The organism is Erwinia sp. Leaf53, from assembly GCF_001422605.1.
In the GTDB taxonomy this organism is placed as follows: Bacteria; Pseudomonadota; Gammaproteobacteria; order Enterobacterales; family Enterobacteriaceae; genus Erwinia.
Map to the genome: position 1 here is coordinate 55206 of NZ_LMLK01000021.1, position 23204 is coordinate 78409.

The 23204-nt window shown below is 59.1% G+C and carries 25 protein-coding genes; 17 read left to right on the forward strand and 8 right to left on the reverse strand.

Features of this window, described 5'->3' with window-relative positions; all coding sequences use genetic code 11:
• Positions 1–107: 107 nt before the first annotated feature.
• The 5 genes from cobB to lolC are packed head-to-tail and all read right to left on the reverse strand — an operon-like array spanning position 108 to position 5057.
• The gene (gene cobB, locus ASF13_RS11935; protein WP_056237155.1) at positions 108–941 is read right to left on the reverse strand and encodes a Sir2 family NAD+-dependent deacetylase; all 834 of its coding nucleotides are present in this window, start codon (positions 939–941) and stop codon (positions 108–110) included.
• A 43-nt stretch (positions 942–984) separates the two neighbouring features.
• Complete coding sequence (gene nagK, locus ASF13_RS11940; protein WP_056236514.1) at positions 985–1905, reverse strand: N-acetylglucosamine kinase; 921 nt, start codon at positions 1903–1905, stop codon at positions 985–987.
• Positions 1906–1919: 14 nt separating this feature from the next.
• Complete coding sequence (gene lolE, locus ASF13_RS11945; RefSeq protein ID WP_156365585.1) at positions 1920–3164, reverse strand: lipoprotein-releasing ABC transporter permease subunit LolE; 1245 nt, start codon at positions 3162–3164, stop codon at positions 1920–1922.
• On the reverse strand, positions 3161–3865 hold the full coding sequence (lolD, locus tag ASF13_RS11950; RefSeq protein WP_056236517.1) for a lipoprotein-releasing ABC transporter ATP-binding protein LolD: 705 nt from the start codon (positions 3863–3865) through the stop codon (positions 3161–3163). The genes lolE and lolD overlap by 4 nt, the downstream gene beginning before the upstream one ends.
• Positions 3858–5057: a lipoprotein-releasing ABC transporter permease subunit LolC gene (gene lolC / locus ASF13_RS11955; protein WP_056236519.1), complete on the reverse strand. Its 1200-nt coding sequence runs from the start codon at positions 5055–5057 to the stop codon at positions 3858–3860. Before lolC ends, lolD begins: the two co-directional genes overlap by 8 nt.
• A 349-nt stretch (positions 5058–5406) precedes the next feature.
• Between lolC and ASF13_RS11960 the strand changes: the two genes are divergently transcribed.
• Complete coding sequence (locus ASF13_RS11960) at positions 5407–6801, forward strand: GGDEF domain-containing protein (RefSeq protein ID WP_056236520.1); 1395 nt, start codon at positions 5407–5409, stop codon at positions 6799–6801.
• A 67-nt stretch (positions 6802–6868) separates the two neighbouring features.
• On the opposite strand, the gene ASF13_RS11965 is transcribed toward ASF13_RS11960, so the two are convergent.
• The gene (locus tag ASF13_RS11965) at positions 6869–7825 is read right to left on the reverse strand and encodes a chemotaxis protein (RefSeq protein WP_056236522.1); all 957 of its coding nucleotides are present in this window, start codon (positions 7823–7825) and stop codon (positions 6869–6871) included.
• Between the two features lie 415 nt (positions 7826–8240).
• Here ASF13_RS11965 and ASF13_RS11970 point away from each other — a divergent pair, with 415 nt between their 5' ends.
• Positions 8241–8447 carry a biofilm/acid-resistance regulator YmgB/AriR gene (locus ASF13_RS11970; RefSeq protein WP_235514999.1) on the forward strand — a complete coding sequence of 69 codons (207 nt, stop codon included), beginning with the start codon at positions 8241–8243 and terminating at the stop codon, positions 8445–8447.
• Positions 8448–8521: 74 nt separating this feature from the next.
• Here ASF13_RS11970 and fliE read toward each other — a convergent pair whose 3' ends face one another.
• Complete coding sequence (gene fliE / locus ASF13_RS11975; protein WP_056236526.1) at positions 8522–8833, reverse strand: flagellar hook-basal body complex protein FliE; 312 nt, start codon at positions 8831–8833, stop codon at positions 8522–8524.
• 246 nt (positions 8834–9079) lie between these two features.
• Between fliE and fliF the strand changes: the two genes are divergently transcribed.
• The 15 genes from fliF to ASF13_RS12050 all read left to right on the forward strand — a co-directional run bounded on the left by fliF (position 9080) and on the right by ASF13_RS12050 (position 22692).
• A complete protein-coding gene (fliF, locus tag ASF13_RS11980; RefSeq protein ID WP_056236527.1) occupies positions 9080–10789 on the forward strand; it encodes a flagellar basal-body MS-ring/collar protein FliF in 1710 nt (569 codons plus the stop codon).
• Positions 10786–11778, forward strand: coding sequence for a flagellar motor switch protein FliG (gene fliG / locus ASF13_RS11985; RefSeq protein WP_056236529.1), 993 nt, complete (start codon positions 10786–10788; stop codon positions 11776–11778). Before fliF ends, fliG begins: the two co-directional genes overlap by 4 nt.
• The gene (gene fliH / locus ASF13_RS11990; RefSeq protein WP_056236531.1) at positions 11771–12484 is read left to right on the forward strand and encodes a flagellar assembly protein FliH; all 714 of its coding nucleotides are present in this window, start codon (positions 11771–11773) and stop codon (positions 12482–12484) included. The genes fliG and fliH overlap by 8 nt, the downstream gene beginning before the upstream one ends.
• The gene (gene fliI, locus ASF13_RS11995; RefSeq protein ID WP_056236533.1) at positions 12484–13845 is read left to right on the forward strand and encodes a flagellar protein export ATPase FliI; all 1362 of its coding nucleotides are present in this window, start codon (positions 12484–12486) and stop codon (positions 13843–13845) included. Before fliH ends, fliI begins: the two co-directional genes overlap by 1 nt.
• Before the next feature lie 37 nt (positions 13846–13882).
• Entirely contained in the window at positions 13883–14329 is a 447-nt protein-coding gene (gene fliJ, locus ASF13_RS12000) for a flagellar export protein FliJ (RefSeq protein WP_056236535.1), read from the forward strand.
• Positions 14326–15591 carry a flagellar hook-length control protein FliK gene (locus tag ASF13_RS12005; protein WP_056236537.1) on the forward strand — a complete coding sequence of 422 codons (1266 nt, stop codon included), beginning with the start codon at positions 14326–14328 and terminating at the stop codon, positions 15589–15591. Before fliJ ends, ASF13_RS12005 begins: the two co-directional genes overlap by 4 nt.
• Positions 15592–15740: 149 nt before the next feature.
• Positions 15741–16223 carry a flagellar basal body-associated protein FliL gene (fliL, locus tag ASF13_RS12010; RefSeq protein ID WP_056236539.1) on the forward strand — a complete coding sequence of 161 codons (483 nt, stop codon included), beginning with the start codon at positions 15741–15743 and terminating at the stop codon, positions 16221–16223.
• A 9-nt stretch (positions 16224–16232) separates the two neighbouring features.
• The gene (gene fliM / locus ASF13_RS12015; protein ID WP_056236540.1) at positions 16233–17240 is read left to right on the forward strand and encodes a flagellar motor switch protein FliM; all 1008 of its coding nucleotides are present in this window, start codon (positions 16233–16235) and stop codon (positions 17238–17240) included.
• Entirely contained in the window at positions 17233–17640 is a 408-nt protein-coding gene (fliN, locus tag ASF13_RS12020; RefSeq protein WP_056236542.1) for a flagellar motor switch protein FliN, read from the forward strand. The genes fliM and fliN overlap by 8 nt, the downstream gene beginning before the upstream one ends.
• Entirely contained in the window at positions 17641–18030 is a 390-nt protein-coding gene (gene fliO, locus ASF13_RS12025; protein WP_056236545.1) for a flagellar biosynthetic protein FliO, read from the forward strand.
• Positions 18027–18764 carry a flagellar type III secretion system pore protein FliP gene (gene fliP / locus ASF13_RS12030; RefSeq protein WP_056236547.1) on the forward strand — a complete coding sequence of 246 codons (738 nt, stop codon included), beginning with the start codon at positions 18027–18029 and terminating at the stop codon, positions 18762–18764. Before fliO ends, fliP begins: the two co-directional genes overlap by 4 nt.
• Positions 18765–18776: 12 nt before the next feature.
• Positions 18777–19046 carry a flagellar biosynthesis protein FliQ gene (fliQ, locus tag ASF13_RS12035; RefSeq protein WP_056236550.1) on the forward strand — a complete coding sequence of 90 codons (270 nt, stop codon included), beginning with the start codon at positions 18777–18779 and terminating at the stop codon, positions 19044–19046.
• On the forward strand, positions 19046–19831 hold the full coding sequence (fliR, locus tag ASF13_RS12040) for a flagellar biosynthetic protein FliR (RefSeq protein ID WP_056236552.1): 786 nt from the start codon (positions 19046–19048) through the stop codon (positions 19829–19831). The genes fliQ and fliR overlap by 1 nt, the downstream gene beginning before the upstream one ends.
• A gap of 370 nt (positions 19832–20201) precedes the next feature.
• Positions 20202–20837 (forward strand): transcriptional regulator RcsA, encoded by a 636-nt coding sequence (gene rcsA / locus ASF13_RS12045; protein WP_056236553.1) that lies wholly within the window; start codon positions 20202–20204, stop codon positions 20835–20837.
• Between the two features lie 157 nt (positions 20838–20994).
• Positions 20995–22692, forward strand: a complete 1698-nt coding sequence (locus ASF13_RS12050) for a methyl-accepting chemotaxis protein (protein ID WP_056236555.1) — start codon at positions 20995–20997, stop codon at positions 22690–22692.
• A gap of 342 nt (positions 22693–23034) precedes the next feature.
• On the opposite strand, the gene ASF13_RS23545 is transcribed toward ASF13_RS12050, so the two are convergent.
• Positions 23035–23193: a YqaE/Pmp3 family membrane protein gene (locus tag ASF13_RS23545; RefSeq protein WP_072166368.1), complete on the reverse strand. Its 159-nt coding sequence runs from the start codon at positions 23191–23193 to the stop codon at positions 23035–23037.
• Positions 23194–23204 lie beyond the last annotated feature (11 nt).

Consider the following 23204-nt stretch of genomic DNA (forward strand, 5'->3'; position numbering starts at 1 on the left):
GTGACAGGGATCTTTTAAACAAGAGCAGCATTAGCGGGGTGTTTTCAGGCCGGTGTGGGAGCAGCAACAGTGGCAGCGGAAATCCTCTGTCGGCTGTTTCAGCCCGCTTAGCGCTTCAGCCCGTCCAGCAGTCCGCGCACCCAGGCCGGGACCACTTCGCTGGCGAGGCCGTACTGCGCTTCGGCGAATTCGCTGCCGACCTGGCTTGGTTCCAGGTTCAGCTCCAGCGTGTGCGCGCCCTGCAGTTTAGCTTCGCTGACGAACCCGGCCGCCGGATAGACGTGGCCTGAGGTGCCGATCGCCACAAAGTAATCGGCCTCGGCCAGCGCCTGGTAGATCTCCTCCATATGCAACGGCATTTCGCCAAACCACACCACGTGCGGGCGCAGCCGCGACGGGAACTGGCAGCAGTGGCAGCGGTCGTCCGGTTTCACGTCGTCGTTCCAGTGCAGCACCTGGCCGCTGGAGACGCAGCGCACCTTGAGCAGTTCACCGTGCATGTGGATCACGTTGCGGTTGCCGGCACGTTCGTGCAGGTTGTCGATATTCTGCGTCACCAGCAGGAGACGGTCGCCCAGTGCGGACTCCAGTTCGGCCAGCGCCAGGTGCGCGGCGTTAGGCTGGATCTCAGGCTGTTGCAGCTGCTGGCGGCGGGCGTTGTAGAATTCCTGCACCCGTTCCGGGTTACGCTGAAAGCCTTCCGGCGTGGCAACGTCCTCAACGCGGTGGGATTCCCACAGGCCGTCGGCGGCGCGAAAGGTCTGGATGCCGGACTCGGCGGAGATGCCGGCCCCGGTCAGCACCACCACGCGCGGCAGCGGATGCATGGCGATTTCAAGGTTACGGTCGCGCTCGAAGATGCGCTGACGAAAACGCTGCTGAACCTTGCGGCGGTTCTTCTTGTCGCGGGCCAGCCGCAGACGGCGGCGGGGTGTACGCATCATAACCTCTCCTTAATCCTTTGAGCCATCCCATCAGGTTATTTTACCGGGACAGGCTTTTAATATGCAGAAATGCGGCACCGCGCATTCCGCCTGCGTCTCCATGACGGGCTTTGGCAAACCGCGGTGGCCGGGCCACCGGTAGCAGCAAAGGTGCCACCCGCTCCGCCAGCCCCTCATACAGCGCGTCAAAATTGGATAATCCGCCGCCGAACACCACCAGGTGCGGGTCGAGCAGCGTCAGCCAGTTACCGAGGCACACCGCCAGCAGGTCACGGTAGCGCTCGGTGTGCTGCCGTGCGTCAGCATCTCCCTGATAATACCGGGTGATTATCTCCGGTGCACTGAGACTCTGCTGATAAACGTGCTGCCACAGCCAGGCAAAACCGTTTCCTGAGAGATAGCCCTCAATACAGCCGCGTTTGCCACAGCCGCAGGGCAGCAGCGGCACGTCGCGCCCGAGGATCTCCAGCGCATCCACCGGCAGCCGCATATGCCCCAGCTCGCCGACCACGTAGTTGCGGCCGGTGACCGGTTTACCCTCGACGATCAGCCCGCCGCCGACGCCGGTGCCGAGAATGATCCCCAGCACCACCGCGTAGGCCTGAAACTCATCGTCCCAGGCTTCCGACAGGGCAAAACAGTTGGCATCGTTATCGATGCGCACCGCTCGCCCGAGGCGCTGGCTGAGATCTGCCTGCAGCGTGCGGCCGCGCGCCGCCGGGATATTGGCGGTAAACAGCGTGCCGTCGTCCGGCACCGGCAGGCCGGGCACGCCGATGCCAACGCTACCCCGCTGACCGCAGTGCGCATCCGCTTCAGCGGTCAGTTCACACAGCGTATCCAGCAGTTGCGCATAGTCATCTGCCGGGGTCGGCACGCGCCGGCTCCATACTTGCTGGCGTTGCTCGTTATACACGCCGAGGGCAATTTTGCTGCCGCCGACGTCAAATCCGTAGTACATCGCGTCTCCCGACCTTACTGCCCACTCAGCACCCGCGCCGGATCGATGCGGCTGGCGCGCCGCGCCGGATACCAGCTGGCGATCAGGCTTAACAGCAGCGAGGTGGCGAGCACCGTGATCACATCCCGCCAGTGCAGCTCGGTCGGCAGGAAATCAATAAAGTAGATATCGCCGGACAGGAAATGGTAGCCGGTCAAGGTTTCAAGCGCGTGAACGATCGGCGTCAGGTTCAGCGCGGCCAGCACCCCCAGCACCACGCCGCTAACGCTGCCCACCAGCCCGGCCAGCAGGCCGTACCAGACGAAGATCGCCCGGATCAGGCCGTCTTTCGCGCCGAGGGTACGCAGCACGGCGATATCCCCGCTCTTGTCCTTTACCGCCATCACCAGCGTGGAGACGATGTTGAAGCAGGCCACGCCGATCACCAGCACCATCGCCAGGTACATAATGGCGCGGATCATCTGGATATCGCGGTACATATAGCCGTAGGTGCCAATCCAGCTGCGGATATAGACGTAGCTGTGGGTCACTTCCCCGGCGGCGCGCACCAGCTTCTGCGCGTCAAACGGATCTTTCGCCTTCAGCGCGATGCCGGTGACGTTGTCGCCCATGCCCAGCAGGCTTTGCGCGTCGGCCAGCGGCACCAGCGCCAGGCTGTGATCGAGCATGCCGCTGAGCTTCAGGATGCCGCTGACCTGCAGGCGCACCCGCTTCGGCTGCAGCAGCTTATGTTCAGGATCGCTGTTGGGGATCATGATGGTCAGCCAGTCGCCCTGCTTCAGCTTCAGGCTGTTGGCCACCCCCTGCCCCAGCAGGATCTGCTGCTTGCCCGCGGCAAAGCTCTGCCAGGCACCGTTCTGTACGTAGGACGGCAGCGCGCTCAGGCGCCCTTCCTGCGCCGGATCCACGCCCTTCACCTGCACCGCCTGCAGCTTGCTGCCGCTCTCGATCAGGCCGGTGAAGTTAATGTAGGGGGCGGCGGCGGCCACGCCGGGCACCTGTTCGATTTTTGGCAGCAGGCTCTGCCAGCCGGTAAACGGCTGGTTAACCGCTTCGATCTCGCCGTGCGGCACCACCGCCAGAATGCGGTTGTTCAGCTCGCGTTCGAAGCCGTTCATCGCGCTGAGGCCGATAATCAGTACCATCACCCCCAGCGCAATGCCGACGGTGGAGATCACCGAGATCAGCGACACCATGCCGCCCCGACGACGGCCGCGGCTGAAGCGCAGCGCCAGCAGAAGAGAGAGCTGCCCCATCACAGGCTACCCGTCAGCGTCGGCTGTTCGCTGAGCTGCCCGTCACGCATCTCCATCTGGCGGCCCATGCGTTTCGCCAGCTGCAGATCGTGGGTGACCACCAGGAAGGCGGTACCCTGGCTGCGGTTCAGTTCACCGAGCAGGCCAAAGATGGCATCGGTGTTGCGCGCGTCGAGGTTGCCGGTCGGTTCATCGGCCAGCACCAGCCGCGGTTTATTGACCAGCGCACGGGCGATCGCCACGCGCTGGCGCTCACCGCCGGAGAGCTCCGCCGGGCGGTGCGCGGCGCGGTGCTCCAGCCCCACCGCTTTGAGCATCGCCAGCGCACGGCTCTGCGCCTCCGCTTTGCTGGTTTTGCCGATCAGCAGCGGCATCGCCACGTTCTCCAGCGCGCTGAAGTCCGGCAGCAGGTGGTGGAACTGATAGATAAAACCCAGCTCGCGGTTGCGCAGCTCGGCCTTGGCGGCGGAAGACATGCCGTTCAGCGATCGGCCGTCAAACACCACTTCGCCGGAGGTCGGCGTATCCAGCCCACCGAGCAGGTGCATCAGGGTACTTTTACCGGAACCGGAGCTGCCGACAATCGCCGTCATCTCGCCGCTGCCCATGCTGAAGGAGACGTTGCGCAGGACATCGGTCTGCACGCTGCCCTCCTGATAGCGTTTGCACAGGTTGTCGCACTGCAACAGGATGGTGTTACTCATAACGTAAAGCCTCAGCGGGTTGAACGGCGGCGGCGCGCCAGGAAGGGTAGAGCGTGGACAACAGCGCCACCACCATCGCCGTTAGGGTAATGGTGGCCACCTGGGTCATGGAAATCTCGACCGGCAGCGCCGCGCCGTCGAGGAACGCGCCAATCACCGGCATTAAATTGTTCAGCTGGCTGGCCAGCAGCACGCCCAGCAGCGCACCGAACAGCGCGCCGACGATGCCGGCGGTGGCGCCCTGCACCATAAACACCGCCACCACCTGGCGGCGGGTCAGCCCCTGGGTTTGCAGGATCGCCACTTCACCCTGCTTTTCCATAATCAGCAGGCCAAGAGAAGTGATGATGTTAAAGGCGGCCACGGCGACGATCAGGCTGAGCAGCAGCCCCATCATATTTTTCTCCATCTTCACCGCCTGGAACAGCTCGCCTTTGCGATCGCGCCAGTCGCTCCACACCAGCCCGGCCGGCAGCGCCTGCTGGCTGAGGCTGTCCACCTGTAGCGGTTTGTCCAGCCACAGACGCCAGCCGGTAATGTTGCCCGCCGGGTAGCGCATCAGGCGCGAGGCGTCCTGCTGGTTAACCATAATCTGATAGCCGTCGACGTCGCTGTTAGAAGCAAAGGTACCGATCACCGTAAACAGACGCTGGCTGGGGATGCGCCCCATCGGCGTGAACTGGCTGGCAGACGGCACCATCAGCCGCAGGCTGTCGCCGCGCTTGACGCCCAGCTGGGTCGCCAGCTGCTCGCCAAGGATCAGGTGATACTGGCCCGGCTGCAGCTGTTGCTGCTGCACGTTAATCAGGTAGGGGGTCAGCGGATCGGCTTCGTCAGGGTTGACGCCGAGCATCACACCAACGCCGACGCTGGCGGCGCTCTGCATCACCACCTCACCGGTGGTCAGCGGCGTTATCCGATCGACGCCACGCAGGTGCAGCTGGCTGGCTGGGATCTGCTGTGGGTTGATGGAGCCGGACGTGCCGGAGAGCACCGCCTGCGGCATCAGCCCGAGGGTGTTTTTCTCCAGCTCGTGCTCAAGGCCGTTCATCACCGACAGTACGGTGACCAGCGCCATCACGCCAAGCGTAATGCCGATGGCCGACAGCCAGGAGACAAACCGCCCGAAGCGGTCAGAAGCACGTCCGCGCATGTAGCGCAGACCAATAAACAGGGCGACAGGTCGATACATAAAATCCGTCTTTAAGGTGGCCGCAACGGCAGCGTTGAATAGCGGGGATGATAAAGGTTAGCACGGCGTTATGGAACCACTAAGCCCATGAAGCGCTGATTGTTTTGTCAATGTCTGAAACATTCGGACAATGTCCCGGCACGGATAGCGCAAAAAAACGTAATCCATGCCGTTTTTTTAATCCCTTTCATGAGGATAGTTTAATAAATTGCGTTAATCCGGCTTGTCACGTATCGTGTGGGCGCGTAATTTTAACTCACCCATTCGAATCAGGTCTGTTGTTCGCCGCAGGGCAAAGCTTAACGCACCGATCGCATGAGCGGCCATAACAACTGCCCTGAGCTAAGCCATGCAATATCAACCATTCAGCCTGAAACAGCTTGCTTTGCTCTTTTCGCTTGCCATGGTGCTCTCCCTGACCGGGTTAAGCCTGCGCAGCTTCGAATCCCTGTCGATCTTCTGGCCCGGCAACGCCCTGCTGGTCGGGCTGCTGATACGTTTTCCACGGCTGGATCATCCGGTAACGCTGCTGATCATGTTCTGCGGGATGCTGACGGTGGACCTGCTGTGGGGCACGCCGCTGCTGATTTCCGTCGGCCTGAATATCGCCAATATGGCTTTTGTGGCCTGCGCCCGCTGGGTGCTGCTGACCGATCGCTTCACCGGCGCCCAGCCGCGCCGCCTGCAGGCGCTGGTCAGGGTGTTCCCGGCGTCGATGATCGGCGCCGCCGCATGTGCAGTGTTGGGTGCTATCGTCAGCGAGCGTTACTTCCACGATGAGCTGTTTAAGGCGCTGTTTTCATGGTTCTCCGAACAGCTCTCCACCTCATTACTGCTGCTGCCGCTGGTGATCAGCCTGCCGCGCCGCGATGAGCTGAAAGAGATGAAGAAGGTCAGGCAGGAAAGTTCGCTGCTGCCGGTAGTAACGCTGGTTATCACCACCGTGGCCGGCATCTGGGTCGGCGGCGGCGCCAGCCTGCTGTTCCCGCTACCCGCCCTGCTGTGGTGCGCCATCAGCTATCCGCTGTTTGTCACCTGCTGCCTGACCTTTATCACCGGCATCAGCGAGATTATCCTCGTGGCCAGTAACGTGCTGAATATCCAGGGCAAAGATGACCTGTTTCGCATCGACAGCCTGTCGTCAGCCCGGGTGGGCGTGGCGGCCATGCTGATTGGCCCGCTGATCGTCGCCCTGAGCACCACCGCCAATAAAAAGCTGGTAGCGCGGGTGACCCAGCGTGCCGACTTCGATCTGCTGACCGGCGCGTTGACCCGCAGCGGGCTCTCCTCACGGCTGGAAACATTGATGAAGCCGCGTGGGAAAACGCGCAACTTTACCGGCGCGGCGTTCCTGGTGGACATCGACCGCTTTAAAAATATTAATGATACCTGGGGCCACGCCTCGGGCGACCACGTACTTGCCCGCACCGCGGAGTGCATCCGTCAGTCGCTGCAACCGTCGGCGATTATCTGCCGCATGGGTGGCGAAGAATTTCTGGTACTGATTGAGGGTATTAACCCGGCGAGGGCGTTCCTGCTGGCCAACCGGCTGCGCCACCGCATTGAAAACAATGAAATTCTGCTCAACGGTAACAATCTGAGCGTTACCGTCAGTATCGGTCTGAGCGCGCTGGATATCGATCACGTACAGAGTCTGGATGCGGCCATCGACCAGGCCGACCAGCAACTGTATATCGCCAAACACAGCGGACGTAATCAGGTACGTCCGGAGTTTGTATTGTAGGCGCGGAGTTCCTCCTCCAGACCGGAGTCAGCGTTACAGCCCCGCCTGCGTGGGCTGGCCACGCGGCTTAGCGCGCCGCGTCCTCCAGCACCTGGTGGATCACCGCGGAGAGCTGGCCAATCTCAAATTTTGCCACATAACCGTTGGCCCCGACCTTGCGCACGTGATCTTCATTGGCGCTGCCGGAGAGCGAGGAGTGGATCACCACCGGAATTTGCTGCAGGCCGAGATCGGTTTTGATATTGCGCGTCAGGGTGAAGCCGTCCATTTCCGGCATCTCCAGGTCGGTCAGCACCAGGCCAATCTTGTCGTGAATTGATACTCCTTCCTTTTGCGCGTCTGCCACCATCATCTTGATCTGCGTCCAGGCTTCCAGCCCGGTGGTAAATGACAGCGCCGGAATCCCCATTACCTTCAGCCCCTGCTCGATCATCGAGCGCGCCACCTTTGAGTCTTCCGCGACGATCGCCACCGCGCCCGGCTTCATTTTGAAGTTTTTCAGCTGGATGTCGTTCTCTTTCACTTCACGCACGGAGGGGATCACGTCATGCAGGATCTGTTCAACGTCCAGCACCATCGCCATGGTGTTGGCATCATCCAGGCAGGCAATGCTGGTGATGTTGTGGGTGCTGACGCCTGACTCGGCGGCGTGGACCTGGTTCCAGTTGAGCCGCACGATGTCTTCCACCGACTCAACGGCAAAAGCCTGGGTGCTGCGGGCATACTCGGTGACCAGCAGCAGATTTAATCCGGTGGCCGGGATACAGCCCGCCACCGCCGGCAGGTCAATCACCGGGATCAGCTGGCCGCGAATGTTAGCCATGCCGAGCAGCGGAGAGTGCATGCCCGCCGCGCGGGTGATGGCGGTCATCGGCACGATTTCGCGCAGTTTAAACACGTTGATGCCAAACAGTTCAGGTTTTTCCTGCCCTTCAGCACACCCGAGGCGGAACAGCAGCAGTTCGAACTTGTTTGATAAGGCGAGGTTCGCTCTCTCGTCGATCTCTTTCTGGAAATTATCCATTTCATCCTCGGGCTGTAATTGACAGGGGCCGTGACAGCAGGCGCTATCAGCAGTTATCGGCAGCAACGGGGAAACATTCAGCAGAAAGGGTGAAATGAGTCAGCGATAGTGGACTATACTTCAGCCAACAGATCTGACCAGTAAAATATTTTACGGTAAAGTTGTACAAGCTTACGATCATTGTATAGATTTAACGGGAAGCCAGAAGGCTTCGCGTAACGAATGATGCTTTGCATCGCCTCTGCAGGTATTCGGATTTCTACTTGCAGAGGTAATTTTTTAACGATCGCTTCCTATTTTAGCATGCTTCTCCGTTTTTGCCTGCCCCTGTCCGGGCGGTAAACGGGAAGCTTTTGGAGATACGACCATGCAGCAGGAAATTTCAACCGAGTCGCAAATTTCTGAATACTTCAAAATGTCAGACGACCTTCATCTGAGTGAAGCGGAAGTCGTACGGCTGGCCATGGCCCAGATTACCGCGCAAAAAGGTTTTGTTACCAACAAGGATGTGATTTTTTATCTGCTGCAGAAGCTGGAATCGGAAAACGACGTGGTGCAGCTGGATATCTACCGTAATGCGCTGGAGCTGGTGGTACAACGTACGCCGGATGACCAGATCTGATCGCTCTCTGTCCCGTTACGCTGCCGCCCCACTGGCGATAAAGAACGCCTTCTTTATCGCCTTAAAACAATTACTTACACCGTCATATTCATGATTTCTGTGTACGCACTGACCAGCTTGTTACGCACCTGAATGCCCATCTGCATCGACACGCTCGATTTCTGCATGTCCACCATCACGTCATTCAGCGAGATGCCCTCTTTGCCCAGTTCAAAATCCTGCGCCTGCTGACGCGACGCGGTTTGCGTTTCGCTGATGCGATTTAACGCCGCCTTCAGCTCAGCGCCAAAATCCGCCTGACTGCCAGCCTCAGCGCTCTTACCGCCGGCCTGTAACGCGGTGGACTGCAGCGCCTGCACCACACTTTCAATACCCTGAATCGCCATGATTTCCCCTGTCCTGCACCCTGGTTTTTGCTGTTGTGAACAAAGTTAGCACAGTGTCAATAAGACAAAGCCGCTAAATAGCTGCAAAAAACCCGGCTTATCCACCCATTAAATTTCTCATTTCAGAAAATAATGGCAGTCCATCGAGGTGGATTTTTTTTTAAGCCAGCGCATCAGGGAGTCAGTTTTGTTACCACATAACAATAACAGCACAAGTTCCGGTCAACGATCAGGCAGGAAAGGGTCATGAATTCAACTGTCACGCAGGCTAACTCAGAAAAGAAGGGTCTTAACGACCTGTTCGCCCGCCTACGCGCCAACCCCCGTATTCCCATTATCGTCGCCGTAGCTGCGCTAATCGCCGTGGTGATGGCCATGGTGCTGTGGGCAAAACAGCCGAACTACAGCGTCCTGTACAGCAACCTGAGCAATGAAGACGGCGGTGCTATCGTCACCCAGCTGACCCAGATGAACATCCCCTATCAGTTTGATGATAAGGGCGGGGCACTGATGGTGCCGGCCGATAAAGTGCATGAGCTGCGCCTGCGTCTGGCGTCCCAGGGGCTGCCAAAAGGCGGCTCCGTTGGCTTTGAGCTGCTGGATAAAGAGAAGTTCGGCATCAGCCAGTTCAGCGAACAGGTTAACTACCAGCGCGCGCTGGAAGGCGAACTGGCGCGAACCATTGAAACCCTCGGCCCGGTGAAAGGCGCGCGCGTCCACCTGGCGATGCCAAAACCGTCGCTGTTCGTGCGCGAGCAGAAGGCCCCGTCCGCGTCGGTAACGCTGGCGCTGCAGGCGGGCCGCGCGCTGGATGAAGGTCAGATCAATGCCGTGGTGCATATGGTCTCCAGCAGCGTAGCCGGCATGCCGCCGGGCAACGTCACCGTAGTCGATCAGGGTGGACGCCTGCTGACCCAGTCGGATACCAGCGGACGCGATCTGAATGATACCCAGCTGAAATACACCAGCGACGTTGAGAGCCGTTATCAGCAGCGCATCGAAGCGATCCTCGGCCCGATTGTCGGCAACGGCAACGTGCACGCGCAGGTAACCGCGCAGGTCGACTTCAACAAGCGTGAACAGACCGATGAGCAGTACAAGCCGAACAGCAGCCCGGACCAGCAGGCCGTTCGTTCGCGTCAGAGCAGCAACAGTCAGCAGTTGGGCGGGCAGTATCCTGGCGGCGTGCCAGGCGCCCTCTCCAACCAGCCAGCGCCGGCCAATTCCGGGCCAATTACCACCCCGAACGCTAACGCCGCCGGGGCTAACCCGACCGCGAACAACGCGACGGCTAACGCGGCCACCAGCACGGCGGCCAGCACCGTGCCCTCCAATACCCGTAACGACGACACCACCAACTACGAAGTCAACCGCACCATTCTGCACACCAAAATGAACGTCGGTGAAGTGCAGCGGCTGTCGGTAGCGGTCGTCGTGAACTACCGCAGCGATGCTGCCGGTAAGCCGGTGGCGCTGAACGAAGCGCAGCTGAAGCAGATTGAAGATTTGACCCGCGAAGCGATGGGGTTCTCCAGCCAGCGCGGCGACAGCCTGAACGTGGTTAATTCGCAGTTTACCGCCAGCGATGACCTGGGCGATGCCCTGCCGTTCTGGAAGCAGCAGCGCTTTATCGATCAGATGCTGGAAGCCGGACGCTGGCTGCTGGTGCTGATTGTCGCCTGGATCCTCTACCGCAAACTGGTTCGCCCACAGCTGCTGCGTAAAGCCGCGCAGGATAAGGCGATCGCCGAAGCGGCCGCAGTGGCAGCAACGTCACGCGGTAATGATGATGAAGGTGTGTCGGTCAAGCTGTCGAAAGATGAGCTCGATCAGGAACGTAAATCTCAGCACCGCGTAAGCGCTGAGGTGATGAGCCAGCGTATCCGTGAGATGTCAGAAAATGACCCACGGGTGGTGGCTCTGGTTATTCGCCAGTGGATGAAGGACGAGCTATGAGTCTCACCGGAACTGAAAAAAGCGCCATTCTGATGATGACGGTCGGTGAAGACCGCGCGGCCGAGGTGTTCAAGCACCTCGACACCCGCGAAGTCCAGCATCTGAGCTCGGCGATTGCCAGCATGCGCCAGGTCTCGCACAAGCAGCTGACCGACGTGCTGCGCGAGTTTGAGATCGACGCCGAACAATTCGCGGCGCTGAGCATCAACTCCAATGACTACCTGCGCAGCGTGCTGGTGAAGGCGCTCGGCGAAGAGCGCGCCTCCAGCCTGCTGGAAGATATTCTGGAAACCCGCGGCACCGCCACCGGGATGGAAACGCTCAACTTTATGGAGCCGCAGGCGGCTGCAGATCTGATCCGCGACGAACACCCGCAGATCATTGCCACCATTATGGTGCACCTCAAACGTGGCCAGGCGGCCGATATCCTGGCACAGTTCGACGAACGTTTACGCCACGATGTGATGCTGCGTATCGCTACCTTTGGCGGCGTACAGCCGGTGGCGCTGGCCGAGCTGACCGAAGTGCTCAACGGCCTGCTGGACGGTCAGAACCTCAAGCGGGCGAAGATGGGCGGCGTGCGCACGGCGGCCGAGATTATCAACCTGATGAAGTCTCAGCAGGAAGAGGCGGTTATCGACGCGGTACGCGAATTCGACGGCGAGCTGGCACAGAAAATCGTCGACGAGATGTTCCTGTTCGAAAACCTTATCGAGGTCGACGATCGCAGCATTCAGCGCCTGCTGCAGGAAGTGGAATCCGAATCGCTGCTGGTGGCACTGAAAGGCTCCGAACAGCCGCTGCGCGAGAAGTTCCTGCGCAATATGTCGCAGCGTGCGGCCGATATCCTGCGCGACGACCTGGCCAACCGCGGCCCGATGCGTATGTCTGCCGTCGAGGGCGAGCAGAAAGCGATTCTGCTGATCGTACGTCGTCTGGCCGAAAGCGGCGAGATGGTGATTGGCGGAGGCGAAGAGACCTATGTCTGATAACGCTTCCCTGCCCTGGCAGCGCTGGGTACCGGACGATCTGATGGCGCGCGAGCGGCCGGCTATTCCACCGCTGACGCTGAGTGATGACCCGCTGCTGCCGGAGTTCGGCGAAGAAGCCCCCGCCGTTGACCAGCAGCAGCTCGAACATGAGCAATGGCTGACGCGCGAGCGGGAAGACGCACGTGCCCAGGGCTACGCGGAAGGCCAGCAGCGCGGCTTTGCCGAGGGGCAAAAGGCCGGTTATGACAGCGGCATGCAGCAGGGCCTCAGCGAGGCACAGCAGCAGCAGGCCCCGCTGCAGGCGCGGATGCAGCAGCTGGTATCAGAGTTTCACCATACTCTGGAAGCGCTGGACAGCGTGATCGCCGCCCGGCTGATGCAGCTGGCGCTGGAAGCGGCGCGCCAGGTGATTGGCCAGGCACCGCAGGTGGACGGTACCGCCCTGCTGCGGCAGATCCAGACCATGCTGCAGCAGGAGCCGATGTTCAGCGGCAAGCCGACGCTGCGGGTCAGCCCGGAAGACCTGCCGCGCATCGAGCAGAGCCTTGGGGCGACCCTGAATCTGCACGACTGGCGGCTGCTGGCCGATCCGGGCATTCATCCCGGCGGCTGCAAGGTCAGCGCGGAAGATGGCGATCTCGACGCCAGCGTTGCCACCCGCTGGCATGAGCTGTGCCGCCTGGCCGCGCCGGGAGAGCTGTAATGACCACGCGACTGTCACGCTGGCTCGGCACGCTGGATAATTTTGAAAAGCGCATGGCGTCGGTGCCGGAGGTGCGTCGTTACGGCCGCCTGACCCGTGCTACCGGCCTGGTGCTGGAAGCAACCGGCCTGCAGCTGCCGCTCGGGGCCACCTGCGTTATTGAACGTCACGATGGCCAGGGCATCAGCGAGGTGGAGAGCGAAGTTGTCGGCTTTAACGGCCAGCGCCTGCTGATGATGCCGCTGGAAGAGGTGGAAGGCATTCTGCCCGGCGCGCGCGTTTACGCCCGCGTCAGCGGCGACGGCAGTCATAACGGCAAGCAGATGATGCTCGGGCCGGAGCTGCTTGGCCGGGTGCTGGACGGCAGCGGTCGCCCGCTGGACGGCCTGCCCGCACCGGAAACCGGCTACCGTGCCGCGCTGGCCACGCCGCCGTTTAACCCGCTGCAGCGCACGCCGATCACCGACGTACTGGATACCGGCGTGCGGGCGATCAACGCCCTGCTCACCGTCGGCCGCGGCCAGCGTATGGGGCTGTTTGCCGGCTCCGGCGTCGGCAAAAGCGTGCTGCTGGGGATGATGGCGCGCTACACCAAAGCCGACGTGATCGTGGTGGGCTTAATCGGCGAGCGCGGCCGCGAAGTAAAAGACTTTATTGAAAATATTCTCGGCATCGAGGGCCGCGCGCGCTCGGTGGTGATCGCCGCGCCGGCGGACGTTTCCCCGCTGCTGCGCATGCAGGGTGCCTCTTACGCCACGCGGATTGCGGAAGATTTTCGCGATCGCGGCCAGCACGTGCTGCTGATTATGGACTCGCTGACCCGCTACGCCATGGCACAGCGCGAAATCGCGCTGGCAATCGGTGAGCCACCGGCAACCAAAGGCTACCCGCCTTCCGTGTTTGCCAAACTGCCGGCGCTGGTGGAACGCGCCGGTAACGGCATTGACGGCGGCGGTTCAATCACCGCCTTCTACACCGTGTTAACCGAAGGCGATGACCAGCAGGACCCGATCGCCGATTCGGCGCGTGCGATTCTGGATGGCCATATCGTGCTATCCCGCCGCTTAGCCGAATCCGGCCACTATCCGGCCATTGATATTGAAGCCTCGATCAGCCGCGTGATGGCGCACCTGATCGACGACACCCATTACGCGCGGGTGCGCCAGTTTAAACAGCTGCTGTCCAGCTTCCAGCGTAACCGCGATCTGGTCAGCGTCGGTGCTTACGCCGCCGGCACCGACCCGACGCTCGACAAAGCGATCAGACTTTACCCTGAACTGGAGGCCTTCCTGCAGCAGGGGATGTTTGAGCGCAGCAGTTTCGATGATGCCTGCCTGCATCTGCAGGCGATTTTCGGCTAGCGCCCTGAGCACAGGGTAGCTCGCCGCCGGAGGGTTTATGGCTAAACAGGCCTCAGCAATTGACACCCTGCGCGACCTGGCGCTGAAAGATGTCGAGAAAGCCGCTATCCAGTTAGGCGATATGCGGCGCGCACAGAAACAGGCAGATGAGCAGCTGAACATGCTGCTCAACTATCAGGATGAGTACCGCAGTAATCTCAATAACACCATGACTCAGGGGATTGCCAGCACCCGCTGGTACAACTATCACCAGTTTATTGAGACGCTGGAGAAGGCCATTCAGCAGCATCGCCAGCAGCTGACGCAGTGGAATCAACGGGTTGAAGGTGCACTTAACCTGTGGCGCGATAAACAGCAGCGGCTGCATGCCTATGAGACGCTGCAGGCCCGCGCGGCCGCTAACGCGTTATTACAAGAAAACCGTCTCGATCAGAAACGGATGGATGAATTTGCCCAACGGGCACTATTGAGGAAAGGCGAATGATCCCTTTGCCAACACCGGTTACTACGTCCACGACGACAGCGACAGCCACGCCGATCACCAGCAGCCGTTCCGGCACCTTCGCGACGGATACCAACGCATCCACCGATGCCGCCACCGCTGGCGACGGCGCGCAGCCAGAATTTTTGACCCTGCTGGGCAACCGTCTGCTCTCACTCGCACAGCAGAGCGGCACCGGTAAACCTACCCTGCCTGACGTCAGCACGGAACAGAGCGCCTCTGACAAGAGCGCGGCGAAGTCACGTCTCAGCGATCTGCTCTCCGCGCTGGACAAACCGGATGCGCTGAACGCGCTGCTGCAGCCGCAGACCAGCGGCACGCTGCCTGCCGCCACCGGCGACGGCGACAGCCAGCTCAAACCGGCGATCGCGCTCAGCGACATGGATTTACAGGCCCTGCAAGCCCTGCAGGCGATGCTGCCGGCCAGTACGCTGGTGCCGCGCACGACGCAGACCGCAGGTAAAGGTGAAGGCCTCGCCACCGATGAAGCCGATGCCGGAAACGGGCGCGCAGCCGGCCTGCTGACCAGCACCACCACCAGCGGCACGCCACGCAGCAGCGGCCAGCCCCTGCTGAGCGCCCACAACGATGCTGGTAATCAGGCTACAGACGCGGCAGAATCGGCATCTGGCCCGGCTTTTCAGCAGGTTATGAGCACTATTGGTAAAGATATCGATAAAGAAAATTCAAGTTCTGCTACTAATGCGACGATAACTACAAATGCCATCAGTGCCGCAACCGCTCCGCTGACGCCAGCGGGTAGCTCGCTGGTCACCGCACCGGCCACGCCGCAGCTTAATTCTCAGCTCGGCAGCCCGGAGTGGCAGCAGGCACTGGGACAGCAGATCCTGATGTTCAGCCGTAACGGGCAGCAGACCGCCGAACTACGTCTGCACCCGCAGGACCTGGGCAGTATCCAGATCAGCCTGAAGCTGGATAATGATCAGGCACAGTTGAGTCTGGTGTCGAACCACAGTCAGGTACGTGCCGCGCTGGAAGCCGCGCTTCCACAGCTGCGCAGTGCCCTGGCTGAGAGTGGCATCAACCTGGGTCAAAGTAATGTAAGTAGCGATGCGTTCCCGCAGAACCAGTCCTTCGCCGGGCAGCAGGAGCAGCAGCGTAATAACAGCGGAAGCCAGTTTAGTCTTGCTTCGGAAAATAGCAGTGATGTGACGCCTCTTGCCGTACCTGCCGCCCTGCAGGCGCGCGCCGCAGGGTCCAGCGCTGTCGATATTTTCGCCTGACGGCTACAAACGCGTAAGCTGACGGCATTATCCGCGTCTTTTCAGCCTATTGTTTGGCTCAGGACGCGGGATAATTTGCCCGCAACGCCGTGGGTTAGCGGATTAGGTGGCACCGCCCCCGAAAATAATCACAGGAAGTTACAGCTAATATGACTGATAACGCTAAAGCCAAAAGCGGCAAACGTAAGCTCCTGATACCGGTGTTGCTGGTAGTAACTCTGGTCGCTTGCAGCGTGGCGGGCTATACAGTCTGGCGCTCGATGAACTCTCCGGCTAACGCCACTGCGGCTGCTAAGCCGGAGCCACCGCCGGCGCCGGTGTTTTTTGCTCTGGACACTTTTACGGTCAATTTGATCAATCCTGACAACGATCCGGATCGCGTGCTCTACGTAGGCTTTACCCTGCGTTTGCCGGATGAAGATACCCGTCGTCGTCTGAATGATTATTTACCGGAAGTACGCAGCCGACTGCTGCTGCTGTTATCGCGTCAAAACGCTGCTACGTTAGCCAATGAGCAGGGTAAGCAGGAATTAGTAACACAGATCAAACAGGTACTGGCACCTCCGCTGGTGCAAGGACAACCCCAGCAGGTCGTGACCGACGTACTGTTTACGGCCTTCATACTGCGGTGATGTAAATTTATGGGCGATAGCATTCTTTCTCAGGCAGAAATTGACGCGCTGCTTAATGGCGACAGCGACAGCGCAGCAGACGATCAGGTTAGTCAGGGTAGCGATAACGGCATTCGCCCTTACGATCCCAATACCCAGCGCCGCGTGGTGCGTGAACGCCTGCAGGCGCTGGAGATTATTAACGAGCGTTTTGCACGTTCTTATCGTATGGCGCTGTTTAATCTGCTGCGCCGCAGTCCGGATATTACCGTGGGGGCGATCAAGATCCAGCCCTACCACGAGTTTGCCCGTAATCTGCCGGTACCGACTAACCTCAATCTGATCCACCTTAAGCCGCTGCGCGGAACGGCGCTGGTGGTGTTTTCGCCTGGTCTGGTGTTTATCGCGGTAGATAACCTGTTCGGCGGCGACGGCCGCTTCCCGACTAAGGTTGAGGGGCGCGAGTTCACCCATACCGAACAGCGCGTGATTCAGCGCATGCTGAAGCTGGCGCTGGATGGCTACAGCGATGCCTGGAAGCCGATCTATCCGCTGGACGTGGAGTATGTGCGTTCCGAAATGCAGGTCAAGTTCACCAACATTACCACGTCACCGAACGATATCGTGGTCACCACGCCGTTCCAGGTTGAGGTGGGTAACCTGACCGGTGAGTTCACCATCTGCATCCCGTTCAGCATGATCGAACCGCTGCGTGAAACGCTGGTCAACCCGCCGCTGGAGAACTCGCGGCGCGAAGATGAGAACTGGCGCGATACGCTGGTGAAACAGGTGCAACACTCCGAACTGGAGCTGGTGGCTAACTTCGCCGACATTTCGATGCGTATCTCCCGCCTGCTGGCGCTGAAACCTGGCGACGTGCTGCCGATTGAAAAACCGGACCGCATTATCGCCCATGTGGATGGCGTACCGGTGTTGACCAGCCAGTACGGCACGCTGAATAAGCAGTATGCGCTGCGCGTGGAACACCTGATTAACCCGATTTTGAACTCGATGAATGAGGAACAGCCCCATGAGTGACATCAATAAGCCGTCCGACAACGACATCTCCGCGGACGACCTGTGGGCTGATGCGATGAATGAGCAGGCGAGCACCACCTCTGCCTCAACGGCGGGGATTTTCAAATCACTGGAAGCCGGTGACGTCAGCGGATCGCTGCAGGATATCGACCTGATTATGGACATTCCGGTCAAACTGACCGTGGAACTGGGCCGCACCAAGATGACCATTAAGGAGCTGCTGCGCCTGACGCAGGGCTCGGTGGTGGCGCTGGATGGCCTGGCGGGTGAACCGCTGGATATCCTGATCAACGGCTATCTGATTGCCCAGGGGGAAGTGGTGGTGGTCGCCGATAAGTACGGCGTGCGCATTACCGACATCATTACCCCGTCCGAACGCATGCGCCGCCTGAGCCGCTAAGTGAACACTACCCAGCCGTCACAGCCGGTGGTCGGCCAGCCCGCGGTCTCTTCCGCATCGGTGCTTACCCAGGTCAGCGGCGTGCTGGCCGCCATTATTCTGCTGATCCTTGCCTGTGCCTGGCTGGCGAAGCGAGTGGGCCTGACACCGAAACGTGGCCGGGGCGCAACGCTGAACGTCAGCGCCAGCTGCCAGCTGGGGCAGCGCGAACGCGTGGTGGTGGTGGATGTCGAAGGTGCCCGGCTGGTGCTGGGCGTTACCGCCCAGCAGATTACCCATCTGCACACCCTGCCCCCGGCCCCTGAACCGACCTCATCCACACCGCCACAGGCGCCGGCCGATTTTCGTCAGCTCCTCCAGTCGCTTCTTAAAGGCCAAAAGCAAAAATGAAACGCATACTGCCGCTGCTGGTGCTGTCGCTGCTGATGCTGGCACCCAACGTCTATGCCCAGTTACCGGGGCTTATCAGCAAACCGCTCGCCGGGGGCGGCCAGAGCTGGTCGCTGCCGGTGCAGACGCTGGTGTTTATCACCTCGCTGACCTTCCTGCCGGCGATCCTGCTGATGATGACCAGCTTCACCCGCATCATTATCGTGTTTGGCCTGCTGCGCAACGCCCTCGGTACGCCATCGGCACCGCCGAACCAGGTGCTGCTCGGCCTGGCGCTGTTTCTGACCTTCTTTATTATGGGCCCGGTATTCGACAGGATCTATTCCGACGCCTATCTGCCGTTCAGCGAAGACAAAATCAGCATGCAGGAAGCGATGGATAAAGGCGCCCAGCCGCTGCGCGAATTTATGCTGCGCCAGACGCGTGAAGCTGACCTGGCGCTGTTCGCCCGGCTGGCCAACACGCCGCCGCTGGCCGGGCCGGAAGCGGTACCGATGCGGATTCTGGTGCCCGCGTACGTCACCAGCGAGCTGAAAACCGCGTTCCAGATTGGCTTCACCGTATTTATTCCGTTCCTGATTATCGACCTGGTGGTGGCCAGCGTGCTGATGGCGCTGGGGATGATGATGGTGCCCCCCGCAACCATCTCGCTACCGTTCAAGCTGATGCTGTTTGTGCTGGTCGACGGCTGGCAGTTGCTGGTGGGTTCGCTGGCGCAGAGTTTTTATTCCTAACCGGAGCAACGCATGACACCCGAATCGGTAATGCAGCTTGGCCATGACGCCCTGAAGGTGGCGCTGGCGCTGGCCGCTCCGCTGCTGCTGGCCGCCCTGCTCAGCGGGCTGATTATCAGCCTGCTGCAGGCCGCTACCCAGATCAATGAACAGACGCTGTCATTTATCCCGAAAATCCTCGCCGTGGTCGCCACTATTGTGATCGCCGGGCCGTGGATGCTGAGCCTGGTGCTGGATTATATGCGCACCCTGTTCAGCAATTTGCCTTATATGATCGGCTGATGATTCAGTTCGACAGCAGCCAGCTTCTGTTCTGGATCAGTCAGTTTTTCTGGCCGCTGGCGCGCGTGCTGGCGCTGATCATGACCGCCCCGCTGCTGAGCGAGAAGTCGATCAGCCGCAAGGTCAAACTCGGCCTTGGCGTGATGATCACCTGGGTGCTGATCCCCTCTTTACCACCGACCAACGTCACCCTGTTCTCCGTCGGCGGTTTCTGGCTGCTGATCCAGCAGATCCTGATTGGCGTAGCCACCGGGTTTACGCTGCAGCTGGCGTTTGCCGCCGTGCGTACCGCCGGTGAAGTAATCGGCCTGCAGATGGGGCTCTCTTTCGCCACCTTCTTTGACCCCGGCAGCCGCCTGAATATGCCGGTGCTGGCCCGTTTTCTCGATATGCTGGCCATGCTGCTGTTTCTGACCTTTAACGGCCACCTGTGGCTGATTTCGCTGCTTGCCGACAGTTTCCACACCCTGCCGGTAGGCGGTGAACCCCTGAACAGTCATGCTTTTTTTGCGCTTACCAACGCGGCCGGCCTGATTTTCCTTAACGGTCTGAAGCTGGCGCTGCCGCTGATCACCCTGCTGCTGACGCTTAACCTCTCTCTGGGCCTGCTCAACCGTGTGGCCCCCCAGCTCTCGGTATTTGCTATCGGCTTCCCCATCACGCTAACCCTGGGGATGGTGTTTATCATTCTGATGATGCCGCTGCTGGCGCCGTTCTGCGAACATCTGTTTAGCGAGATCTTCGACCTGTTATCAACGTTGCTGAATGAAATGCCGGCACGCTAGATAAACGTCAGACTAACCCTTCGGAAACTTAAGTCATTCAAATGTATTACGTCAGTAATAGGTTCAAAGCTTTACACTTTTCCATAAGGAAATTCTGATAAGTGTAAATTAACAGTGAAAAATATTTTTATTAATCGGCAGTTAGCGTATTTTAAACATGGCAACGCTAAGACATGTCTGAAAATACCTGCTCAGGGATGCCTCTTATCGTGATGTTTTAAATTGTTATTTTTTCGCCAACACCAGTATTTTACTTAGGTTCCGCGCCCTGTGAGGGGCTGAGTTTTACCCCAATAACAGGTCCGGAAATTGCATCTCTTTTGAGGAATATCCCTCAGGTCGTGCCTTCATTTCTCTAAGGGTCGCTATTATGCCAACAATGATTATGGATTCATGTAACTATACGCGGCTGGGACTGAATGATTACCTGCTCGGGAAAGGGCTGAGAAAAAAGAACATTATTACGGTAACGGAAACCAGTCAGTTACAAAGTTACTGTAAAAAGTACAGGCCAGGCGTGGTTTTTATCAATGAAGACTCTTTTATTCACGAAGCCGATGCCAGTCAGTTACTGAGAAACATCATCCTGCAGCATCCGGATACGTTATTTTTTATATTTATGGCGATCTCGAACATTCATTTTGAAGAGTATTTATATGTCCGAAAAAACCTGATTATTACCTCTAAGTCGATCAAACCCGGCACCCTCGACGAACTGCTCAGCACCTACATCCAGCAGCGCTGTGGCCACGCCTCGCGCTACCTGTCGGGTTCAGACGTTCACCCGCTGACGCTGAGCAGGACGGAATCCTGCATGCTGAGAATGTGGATGTCAGGCCATGATACGATTCAGATATCTGACAAACTGCAAATCAAAGCAAAAACGGTTTCCTCACACAAAGGAAATATAAAACGCAAAATTAAAACCCACAAAAAGCAGGTTATTTATCATGTTGTCCGGCTGGCAGACAATGTGACCAGCGGTATCTATGTCAATCTGAGATAACGCCGGCGCAGACGGGAGACGTCCCGTCTGAATGCTTCAGCACTCAATGTCAATTTTGTGAAGCACCTCCCACTTCCCCGCTAAGCGTTTCCTTTCCAATGCCGATGTTAACAGGACGACCGGAGCGTATCTTCGTCCCCATCAGAGAGCATAGGATATGAAACTACAACAAAATGACGCGCAGCAGACCGTTAGTTTTTGGCAGCATCTCCGCCTGGTCCCGCTGTTTGCCACCATTCTGGGTGGCATTCTGTTACTTTTCGCCTTGTGTATCGGCCTCGCCAGTTACTTTCTTATCCATAGTAATCAGTCGCTTAATGACGTCACCGAAGAGATCCAGGTGCGTATGGCATTGTCGAACAGCTCTAATAATCTGCGTACGGCACGCCTGACGGTGATCCACGCGGGTGCTTCGGCGCGCATCGGAGAAATGGAGGAGTTTAAGGCCAATCTCGACACCACAGAAAAGCGCATCCAGCAGGCGCGCGAGAGCTTTAGCCGCTACGAGCAGCGCCGGGTGAAAACGCCGGCCGACACCGCGCTGGACGCCGAGCTGAAGACCCGCTTCGGTGAATACCTTGAGAAGGGCCTGCTGCCGATGGTGAAAAGCGCCAACGACGGCAGCTTTGAAGGGGTGATTGCCCAGGAAACCGACTACACCCGTAAATTTGATGACGCCTATAACGCCGTGCTGCTCAAAGCGGTGAAGATCCGCACCGAGCGCGCCGAAAGCATGAATGCTGAAGCGGCCGCGCAAACCCGCCTTGGCTTTATCATGATGGCTGCGGCCTTTGCACTGGCGCTGTTGCTGACGCTGGCGACCTTTATCTTCCTCAAGCGCGTGGTGATTGCACCGATGCGCCACGCGGTGGAACGCATTGAGCAGATTTCCGCCGGCGATCTGACCGCACCGCAGCAGCAGTGGGGACGCAGTGAAATTGGCACGCTGGGCCACCATCTGCAGCTGATGCAGCAGTCGCTGGTCACCACCGTGGGTACCGTACGTGAAGGTGCGGTGGCGATCTACCAGGGGTCAGGTGAGATCTCCGCGGGTAACACCGATCTCTCCTCACGTACCGAACAGCAGGCTGCCGCGCTGGAGCAGACGGCCGCCAGCATGGAGCAGCTGACCTCGACGGTGAAACAGAACGCCGAGAACGCGCACCATGCCAGCCAGCTGGCGGCAGAAGCCTCCGGCCGCGCGCGCGACGGTGGGGCTATCGTCAACGGCGTGGTGACCACCATGAACAACATCTCCGCCAGCTCGAAGAAAATTGCTGAGATCACCACGGTGATCAACAGCATCGCCTTCCAGACCAATATCCTGGCGCTGAACGCCGCGGTGGAAGCGGCGCGCGCCGGCGAGCAGGGCCGTGGTTTTGCGGTAGTGGCCAGCGAAGTGCGTAACCTGGCGCAGCGCAGCGCCGGTGCCGCAAAAGAGATTGAAGGCCTGATTGCCGAGTCGGTGGATCTGATCGGCAAAGGCTCCAGCGAAGTGGCACACGCCGGCGATACCATGAGCGGCATCGTCGACGCGGTGCGCCGCGTCACCGATATTATGGCGGAGATCGCTGCCGCCTCAGACGAGCAGAGCCGGGGCATTGAACAGGTCAGCCAGGCGGTAACCGAGATGGACAACGTCACCCAGCAGAACGCCTCGCTGGTGGAGGAAGCCTCTGCCGCCGCCGCCTCACTGGAAGAACAGGCGGCCCGCCTGACCCAGGCGGTTGCCACCTTCAAGCTGAACACCTACGCCGCTGCCCCGCTGCGCACCGCCAGCGTCAGCGGTAAAAAAGCGCTGCCGGTAACGGCAAAGCCGGCGCTGGCTGACGGGGATAACTGGGAGACGTTCTGATTCACGAACGTCATAAGTAAAAAGTATTACCCTGACGGGCCTCGTGCAGACGAGCGCCCGTTTTTTTTTGCGCAATCGCTTCATTTAAACGATCGGATCTCGTCAGGCACGGATATTTATTCCGGCACAAAGATAATTATGATCTGATAGTTTCCGACGATGATGAACTGAATTCAGTTTAAACCCCGGTGGTGTTTCCACGATACCGGCTTAAAAAAATAGTTTTAAGGCTAATTATTGACGACTTTCTAACCCTTAACCTGATAATTCTCTGCCTGGATTTTATTACTGACCATAAAAAAACCCACGCGTTAACGTGGGTTTTCTTACGAATAAGCGAGATTATCGCCGCGCTATGATCCACACCGCATGCACGATACCCGGAATATAGCCGCACAGCGTCAACAGGATGTTAAGCCAGAACGCACCGGCAAAGCCGACCTGCATAAAGACGCCCAGTGGTGGTAAAAGAATCGCAATCACAATTCGAATAAAATCCATATTCTCTCCGT